At 68.4% G+C, this 9,318-nt stretch carries 4 protein-coding genes; 2 read left to right on the forward strand and 2 right to left on the reverse strand.

Annotated features, from left to right (window positions below):
- Nucleotides 1–128: 128 nt before the first annotated feature.
- Both QWL29_RS03100 and QWL29_RS03105 read right to left on the reverse strand, forming a co-directional pair.
- The gene (locus QWL29_RS03100) at nucleotides 129–377 is read right to left on the reverse strand and encodes a DUF3297 family protein (protein ID WP_229435270.1); all 249 of its coding nucleotides are present in this window, start codon (nucleotides 375–377) and stop codon (nucleotides 129–131) included.
- A gap of 95 nt (nucleotides 378–472) precedes the next feature.
- Complete coding sequence (locus tag QWL29_RS03105; protein ID WP_305821420.1) at nucleotides 473–3,667, reverse strand: PAS domain-containing hybrid sensor histidine kinase/response regulator; 3,195 nt, start codon at nucleotides 3,665–3,667, stop codon at nucleotides 473–475.
- A 173-nt stretch (nucleotides 3,668–3,840) separates the two neighbouring features.
- On the opposite strand from QWL29_RS03105, the gene QWL29_RS03110 reads away from it, so the two are divergent.
- Together QWL29_RS03110 and QWL29_RS03115 are read left to right on the forward strand one after the other, a co-directional pair.
- Complete coding sequence (locus tag QWL29_RS03110) at nucleotides 3,841–4,635, forward strand: AraC family transcriptional regulator (RefSeq protein ID WP_305821421.1); 795 nt, start codon at nucleotides 3,841–3,843, stop codon at nucleotides 4,633–4,635.
- Between the two features lie 220 nt (nucleotides 4,636–4,855).
- Entirely contained in the window at nucleotides 4,856–9,310 is a 4,455-nt protein-coding gene (locus QWL29_RS03115; protein WP_305821422.1) for an RHS repeat-associated core domain-containing protein, read from the forward strand.
- The last annotated feature ends 8 nt before the right edge of the window (nucleotides 9,311–9,318 follow it).

Raw genomic sequence — 9,318 nt, forward strand, 5'->3', positions numbered from 1 at the left:
GATGCGTGCGTACCGCGTGGGCACGGAGTGCCCACCGTACGGTTATGGTCGCGGGCTGTCGGTAAATAAGGCAAACGTAAAAAAAGGCGCCCCATCGGGCGCCTCGGTTCATGTCGCGAGCAAATCGATCAGCGGTAAAACGCCTCGACCTTGCCCTTCAGCTTGATCAGCATCGGCTTGCCCTTGCGGTCGAGCGTCTTGCCGGCGGCGACCTTGATCCAGCCTTCGCTGAGGCAGTATTCTTCGACGTCGAAACGGTCCTTGTCGTTGAAGCGGATGCCGATGTCGTTCTGGAACACGTCGCGGTTATGGAAAGGGCTGCTCGGGTCGATCGAGAGCCGGTCTGGGAGCGGGGGGAGGGTGGCGGTATCGTTCATGGGCCGAATTATCCACCAGAACCGCACGCCTTACAACGGCGCGCACCGCTGACGGCAGTTCAAACCGCAGTTCAAGCCGCAGATCGGCCCACAGTTCAGCCGATATTGCGCCGGGCCGCCGCCAGCCCCAGGATGCGCTCCAGGTCCCCCGCCGCGGCGGGCTTGGTGAGATGCGCGTCGAAGCCCGAGTTCGTCGAGCGTTCCCGGTCCAGCTCGCCGCCCCAGCCGGTCAGGGCAACCAGCACGATGCCGTCGTTGCCGGGCGTGGCGCGCAGCGCCCTTGCCACTTCGTAGCCGTTCAGGCTGGGCATGCCGATGTCGAGGATGGCCAGGTCCGGACGCACGCTCTCGATGCGGCGCAGCGCCTGCAGGCCGTCATGCACCGGCTCGGCCGTGTGGCCGGCCGCTTCCAGCAGCGCGCTGAGCATGTTCGCCGCGTCGACATTGTCGTCGGCCACCACGATGCGCAGGCCGCCGCCGGCAAGCGGCTCGCTGTCCTGCCCGGCTGCCGGCGCATCCTCCACAGCCGGCTGCCCGCCTTCCGCCAGCGGCAGCCTGAGCGTGAAGGTGGTGCCTTGCCAGGAACCAGGGCTGCTGACCTCGATGCCGCCGCCGTGCATGCCGGCCAGGCTGCGCACCAGCGACAGGCCGATCCCCAGGCCGCCCTGGGCGCGGCCCATGTTGCGCGACACCTGGCTGAACATCTCGAACACATGCGCCTGTTCCTCAGGCGGAATGCCCATGCCGCTGTCGCGTACCTCGATGACGGCCATGTCGTCCTCGGCGCTGGCTGCGATGCAGATCCGTCCGCCATGGGGCGTGTACTTCACCGCGTTCGTCAGCAGGTTGCCGAGGATTTGCGCCAGGCGGGTCGGGTCGGCATGCAGCATCAGTTCCTGTTGCGGCAGCGTCATGTCGAGCCGGTGGCGTGCGGCCTGGGCGGCGGGCATGGTGGTTTCGACGGCGTTCCGGATGGCCTGCGCGAGGTCGACGATTTCCTTCTGCAGCACGATCTTGCCGCTGTTGATGCGCGAGACGTCCATCAAGTCATCGATCAGGTGCACCATCTGCCTGAGCTGGCGGTCCATCATCTCGTGGATCTTGCCGCTGGCGGCGGCGTCTGGTCCGGTCCTGCGCATCAGGTCCAGCCCGGTGCGCAGCGGCGCCAGCGGGTTGCGCAGCTCGTGTGCGAGCGTGGCCAGGAACTCGGTCTTGCGCCGGTTCGCTTCCGACAGATCGGCTGCCAGCTGGCGCAAGTCTTCCTCGGCCTGGCGGCGCGCCGTCACGTCGGTGAACAGGATGCCGATGCGCAGCTCGTCCGGCGCGCCGATCGGCATCGCATACACGTCCCACCAATAGCCCATGGCGGCCGAGTGCTCGACGAAGCGCATCGCCTCGCGCTCGACGGCCACCCGCCCATAGCGCTCGATCCATTTGGCTTCGATGTCCGGCACCATCTCGCGGATGGTCTTGCCGGTTGCATCGACCAGGCCCGACTGCTTTTCCATGGCGGCGTTGACTTCCTCGAAACGGTAGTCAACCGGCTTGCCGTCGGCGTCGACCAGCACCTGCACGATGCCGAAGGCCTCGTCGATCGAACTGATCAGCTTGCTGTAGCGCTCCTGGGTCGCGCGCAGCTGATCCTCTGCTTCCTTTTGCTGGGTGATGTCGATGGTGACGCCGGCCAGGATCGCCGGCGCGCCGTCGGCGTCGAAGTCGACCCGTCCGCGCGCGTTGATCCAGCGGTAGCCGTTGACCGAATCCGTGACGCGGTAGGTGGCGCGGTAGGGCTGGCGGGTGGCGACCGACAGGTCGATCTGGCGCGTGACCTCGTCCAGGTCGTCGGGATGGATCGAGGCGATATACCGTTCCAGTGTGGCATCCGCGGTCGCGCCTTCCGGCACGCCGAACAGCCTGGCCAGGTTGCGGTCGGCCATCAGGTGGTTGTTGCGGATGTCCCAGATCCAGCTGCCGACTTCGCCCGCCGACAGCGTGGCCTCGAGCCGGATGCGGGCCTCGCGCAGCGCCTCTTCGTTGCGTTTGCGCTCGGTGATGTCGGCGGCGGTGCCGATGATGCGCAGCTGGCCGCCGTCGTCGGTCTGGGGCATGCCGCTCAGTTCCAGCCAGTGCAGGTCCGGCCCGGGCCGGCGGTAGAAGCGGCCCGTGAACTGGAAGCGGCGCCCGTGGCGGATGGCGTCGTCGGTGGCCTGGCCGAAGGCGGCGGCGTCGTCCGGATGCAGGTAGTCTGCGATCAGGCCCGCTGCGGTCAGGATCGGGGAGCCGGGCACGATGTTGAAGATCTCGTACATGCGCTCGTTTTCCCAGGTGCCGGTGTCGTGCGTCACGTCCCAGGTCCAGATGCCGAGCCCGGCTGCCTCGGCCGCCAGGTGCAGCTGGGCCTGGGTCTTGCGCTCGCGGTCTTCCGACGCCTCGGCGGCGATGCGCTTGCCTTGCTCGTAGATCGTTTCGTCGCGCGCCGCGCTAGCCGCACGCACCGCGCTGACGTCGTTCATCGAAATCACGGCGCCGAGGATCTGGCCCTCGGCGTCGCGCATCGAGCGCCCGGTCACCTCGACATCGTGGCGCTTGCCGCCGGCGGACAGCACCGTCACCCGTGCGCTGTCGACGCGTTCGCCGCGCAGGGCGCGGTACAGCGGCAGCTCGCTCTCGGCCAGCAGGGTGGCGCCGTCGGAGCGGTACAGGCGGTAGTGCTCGGCCCACTGCGCGGACGGCATGGGCTGTTCGCCACGTCCGTGGATGGCGCGCGCCGCCGCGTTGAAGAAGGTCAGCTTGCCGTCGGGATCGCAGGCGACGATGCCATTTTCCACGCTCTCCAGCACCGCGCCCAGGAACGAGCGCTCCTCGGTGCGGGCGCGGTGCGGCGCCTCGGCGTCTTTCGTTGAGGTGTAGCCCTCGCGCATGACTTTGCAAAAGCCGAGCACGGTCTTGCCGTCCTCGTCCAGGATGGTGTTGACGGTGCCGTCGCAGAACACCGTGCTGCCATCCTTGCGCAGGTGCCAGCGCACGTCGGAACAGCGGCCCAGCTTGCGTGCCGTGCCCAGTTCGGTTCCTGGCGCGTCGCTTGCCCGGTCTTCCGGCGTGAAGATCATGTGCGCCGGCCGGCCTACGGCTTCCTGCGCGCTCCAGCCGAGCAAGCGCTCGGCGCCGTGCGACCATTCCAGGATGATCCCTTCGCTGTCGAGCATGATCATGCCGAACTCGACGGCATTGTGGGCAAGCAGGCGGTAGCGCTGGTCGGAGGAGAGCTGGTGCAGGGGGAGCGAAGGCATAGCGGGGCGATGGCTGGGTCAGCCGTCATTATAAAGGCCATCCATCCGCTTTCCTCGGGTCCGGCGTGCCCTCGCCGTGCAAGAGATTTCCTACAAGAAGTGAAATTCCTGGTGCTTCTGTTTTACATCGTTGCGCTGCCGGCCGCCGCGCGACCGGCTAGCGATTGTGCAGCATGCTAGACTGCCGCTTCGACCGATTTCCCGCTCCCGCCGTGCCGCTCTCTCAAGCTATTTCCGTCGACCTGGCGATCCGCAGCTACGGCACGATCCCCGACGCCGACCGCCACGATTTTGCCCAGCTGGTGCTGCCGCTGGCGGGCGAGGTGCTGCTCGACATCGATGGCCGGGCGGGGCGGCTCGATCCGCTGCACGGCGCCTTCGTGGCGCCGCAGGCCTGGCATGCGCAGACCGGCGCGCAGGGCAACCGTTCCCTGATCGTGGATATCGGGCGCGGCGCCCTGACCCATGGCGCCTTCGAACGCCTGGCCGAACGGCCGTTCACGGCGCTCGGGCCGGGTGCGCGCAAGCTGGTCGAGTACATGGGCATCATGCGCGCGGCGCAGCCGGTGAATGCAGCCCTGCTGCAGGGCTGGACCGGGCTGCTGCTCGACACCCTGGCCTTCGATACGCCGCAGCCGCACTCGCGCCTGGCGGCGCTGCTGGCCCAGGTGCAAGCGCAGCCCGGCTTGCCCTGGAGCACCGAGTCGATGGCGGATACGGCGCGCATGAGCGTGAGCCGCCTGCACGCGCTGTTCCGCGCGGAACTCGACACCAGCCCGCACGCCTGGCTATTGCAGCAGCGCCTAGACTTCGCCTGCCGCCGCCTGGCCGATACCCGGCTCCCGATTGCCGCGGTGGCGCTGGAAGCGGGCTTTTCCGACCAGAGCGCCCTCAGCCGCGCCATGCGGCGCCACCGCGACACCACGCCCGCCCTTTGGCGGCGCAGCTGCGCAACGCAGCACACTTGAGCACGCCGCTTGCCGCCGAAGGCAAGCCGGACACGCACACCATACGGGAACACGGCGCCGTGCCGCACCTGTGGGAATGTGTGATATTCGTGGCAACTTTTCCATGTATAGTCGCGTCGACATGTCGCGACGCAGCACGCTTCGTGCGATCCGGCAGTCATTGACGCCCATTCCGTTCGATCGCCACGCCGTGCCGCGCGGCAGAAATAGTTGATCCCACATGAACCGTTCGCGCCACTTCCAACGCCGCGCCTTGCCGGCACCCGCAGGAACCGCCTCCGCCAGCGCCGTGCAGGCGCATCCGCCATACACAGGCCTGCCGTCCGCGCCCCGCAATGTCATCGGCGCCGCCTTGCTGGCGCTGCTCTTCGTCAGCAAGGGCGGCCTGGCCGAGACGCCCATCTGGCAGCCGCCATGCGCGCCGAACATGAGCTGCGCACCCGGCACGCCGCCGGCGACGCCCACGCCATTCCCCACGCCCACGCCAACCCCGACCCCGCCGCCGTCGTGCGCGCCGGGCGCGGGCGGTTCCCCCTGCAACGCCGCAGCGGGTAACCCGATCAATACGATGACGGGCAATAAATTCCAGCGCGAGGTCGACATGGCGCCCTTGCCGGGCGTGCTGGGCCTGGAACTCGTGCGCTACTACAACAGTGCGTTCAGCGGCATGGGCGGTTCGACCAACCTGGTCGGCCGCGGCTGGAAGCTGTCGTATGAAGTCGAGCTGCATGGGAGCGCGACGGCGATCCAGATCATCGAAGCCGACGGCACGCGCCGCATCTTCAGCCGCGACGCGCGCAATCCCAGCCTGTGCGCCAGCGCCGATCCGGCGCAGGGCACGGTCCGGGTGAGCCGCAGCGGCCGCGGCGACGAATTCTTATGGCGGCAGAACGACGGCACCCAGCTGAGCTTTAACAATGCAGGCAAGCTGATACAGATACTGGCGCCAAGCGGCGAGTTCGTCACGCTGCAGCACGACCGCGCGGGGCTGCTGCTCAGTGTTACCGACCCGCAAGGGCGCCAGCTGCGCCTGAATTACCTCGACAGGCAGGCTGGCCGCGGCGGCGACGCTTTCCGCGGCGTGCAGTCGATCGACAGTCCCCTCGGCCGCTACAGCTACGGCCACGGCGCGCCGCTCCCGAAAGGCGCCAGCGTGGACAAGGTGCTGTTGCTGGCCAGCCTGGTGTCGGTGCGCTATCCCGACCAGCTGCAGGGACGCGATTACCACTACGAAAATGCGCAATTGCCGACCCTCCTCACCGGGATCAGCGTACGCGACGGCAAGGAGGTGAAACGCCTTTCCACCTACACCTACGGTGCGGAAGGCCGGGCGATCGAAAGCACCCTGGCTGGTAACAGCGGCCGCGTGCGCCTGGACTTCGGCGCGGCCGGACAGACCGTGCTGACCAACAGCCTCGGACAGAAGACGGTTTACCGCTACGGCGTGCTGGCCGGCGAGTACCGCCTGCTGGAAGTGCGCGGCGCCGGTTGCGCCCAGTGCAGCGAACCGAACATCCGCTACCGCTACGACGATCTCGGGCGCGTGGTCGAAGCTGTCAAGCTCGACGATGCCGGCCGCCCGGTGCAGGCATTGCGTACCGAACTCGACAGCCGCGGCCGTCCGGTGGCGGTGCGCCGGATCCGCTACGCCGGCGGCAAGCCCGGCCCGCCGGAACCCGTGGTGCGTCACGAATACGCCCAGTTCGACGAGCCGACCCTGACTGCGCGCCCGAGTGTGGTCGCAGGCAAGGAAACGGTGACGCGCATCCGCTACAACGCGCACGGGCAGCCGCTGACGGTGACCGACAGCGGCTGGGCGCCGGCTGCAAACCCTGGCGGCGCGCCGCAGCCGGTCGAGCGCAGCGTGCGCTACGTCTACCGCATCGTCAACGGCCGCAGCCTGTTGGCTGCCATCGATGGTCCTCTGCCCAACGGCAAGACCGGCACCCCGGCCGATTCCGACATCACGCAGTTCGAATGGGACGAGCGCGGCAACCGGATCGTGTCCGCCACCGCGCCGGGTAACGCGAGCGGCAAGTTCGGCTATGACGCGGCGGGGCGCATCGTCACCGTCGAGGCTGGCGGCAAGGCGACGGCGCTGGCCTACGACGGCCGCGGGCGCATGAGCGAAGTGCGCGTTGGCGGCGTCGCGCAGCGCACCCGCTACGACGCCCTGGATAATCCGGTCGAGGTCGGCACGCAAGGCCCGCGCGGCTACACGGCGCTGGCGCGCAACGGCTTCGACGACGCCGGGCGCCATGTGTGGAGCGTGTCGCACCTGGGCGTGGTAGAGCGGCGCCGCCTCGATGGCGAAGGGCATGTGTTCGAGCGCAGCATGCGCAGCGGCCCGTTCGGCAATGTCCAGCGCTACGAGTACGACGGCTTCGGCCGCGTGATCGCCAGCGTCGACGGCGACGGCGCGGTACGCCGCATGCGCTACGACCTCCAGGGCCGGCCCGAGCTGCAGGTCGACGCGCTGGGCCGTACGACCCGCTACGACTACGATGGGCAGGGGCGGGTGAGCAGCATCACGCCGGCCAGCAACACGGCCTTCGCCCGCCTGCAGCCGACCGCCATCGGCTTCGAGTACGATGCCCAGGGCAATACGGCCGCGGTGCACGCCCCCACCGGTGGCGCTACGCGCACCGTGCACGACGACTTCGGCCGCGCCATTGCCGTGGCCAGCCCCGACAGCGGACTGCGCGTGAACCGCTACGACGCGGCCGGGCGGCTGGTGGCCAGCCGCGATGCGCTGGGCAATACGGCCAGCTACGAATACGATGTGGCGGGACGCATCCTGCGCCAGGTCGTCATGCATGCGGCGCCCGGGCAGGGGCAGGGCAGGCGCGTCACCACCGAATGGAAATACGAAGGGGGCAGGTTGGTCGCCCTCGAGCACCCGGACCAGCGCGAAAGCTACCGTTACGACGACGCGGGCCGTATCGTGGCGCGCACCGTCAGTCTGGTGCTGAACAGCGGGGGCCGCGCCGAGAGCACCGCCCGCTACCGCTATGACGACGAAGGGCGGCTGGCCAACAGCACGCTGCCGGACGGCAGCCTGCTGGAGTACGAGCGCAATGCGCAAGGACTGATCGTCGGGCTGAAACGCCATCGCATCCAGACCGGCTGGCTGCGCTGGTTGCTGCCGTCGCAGACCGTGGTGCAGGACGTGACCGGCTCGGTCGCCGGGATCACCGGCTACACCTACGGCAACGGCGTGCAGGCGCGCCTGGTGCGCGGACCGAACGGGATGCTGGCGCAAGTGCTGCATCGCCGGCCAGGGACTCGCGTGGCCGGCACGCAGCCGCCGCTGGCGGGGCTGTTCATGGACCGGCTGCTCGGCCTGCGCCCGGCGCATGCGGCGGACGCCAATGCCGCAGCCAGGCCCGCAGCCACGCCCGGAAACCTGTCCGTGCTCGGTGCGCTGGGCGCACCCGCCGAGCCGGATGCGCTGCTCGATTACCGCTACCTGTGGGACGTGCAAGGCAACCTGCTGCACCAGCGCGGGCGCGGCACGGCCAGCGATTACGCCTACGATGCGCAGGATCGGCTGATCGTCGCCGCCAGTGGCGTGCAGGGCGCGGCCACGCTCGACGGCGCGCGCGCACTGCACGCGGCGCGCTACTTCTACGATGGGGCCGGCAACCGCTTGCTGGCGCAGGAAGATGCGGCCGGTGCGGAAGGCGCCACGCTGCGCGTCAATTACAGCGGCGGCAATCGCGCGCAGCCGGCGCAAGGCGCGGTCCGGTACGATGCCGCCGGCCAGCCGCTGGGTGCGGGTGGCCGGGAGTTCAGCCGCGAATTCAGCCGCGAGTTCGGCTGGGACGCGCACGGACGCCTGCTCTCGGTCAGGCAGGACGGCGCGCCCCTGGCCAGCTACCGCTACAACCACCGCGGCGAGCGGATCGCCAAGGCGGCCGGCAAGCTGCAGCGCCACTACCTGTACCGCGACCGCCGCATCGCCGCCGAACTCGATGCCGATGGCAAGCTGCTGCGCCAGTACCTGTACCTGGGAGACAGGCCGGTCGAGGTCATCGACACCGCCGGCGGCACCGACCTGGCGGACGGGGAGCGTTCGGCTGTCGGGCAGGCGCTGGCCGATATCGGCACCGCGCTGGCGCACCTGTTCGGCCGCGCCGAGCGGCTCGGCTACCTGCATCACAACCATCTCGGTGCGCCGGAAGTGGTGAGCGATGCGGCGGGCAAGCCGGTGTGGCAGGCCAGCTATACGCCGTATGGCAAGCTGGTTCCGGCAACAAACCTGGCTGGCGGCTTCGAGATGAACCTGCGCCTGCCGGGGCAGTACGAGGATGGGGAAACCGGGCTGTATTACAACGACCACCGTTACTACGATCCGCGCCAGGGTCGGTATCTGTCGCCCGATCCGCTGGGGCTGCGGGCGGGGATCAATACCTATGCGTATGTGGCGGGCAATCCGCTCAAGTATGTCGATCCGAGCGGGCTGATTCTGTTTGCATTCGATGGGACCGGGAATAGCAGCCCGGCCCAGGATGGAAGTTCGCTCTCGAATGTGCGCAAGTTTTATGAAGCTTACGATATCGATAATAATGGCCCGGCCTTTTACATTACCGGGATCGGGACAACGAATGAGGACATGCCGTATGAAGGCAGTGTAATTACCTGTCAAGTCCCGTTTGATCGTAAACGCGTTTAACGAATAAT

Origin of the sequence: Massilia brevitalea (assembly GCF_030711405.1) — a bacterium.
Taxonomy (GTDB): domain Bacteria; phylum Pseudomonadota; class Gammaproteobacteria; order Burkholderiales; family Burkholderiaceae_D; genus Telluria; species Telluria brevitalea.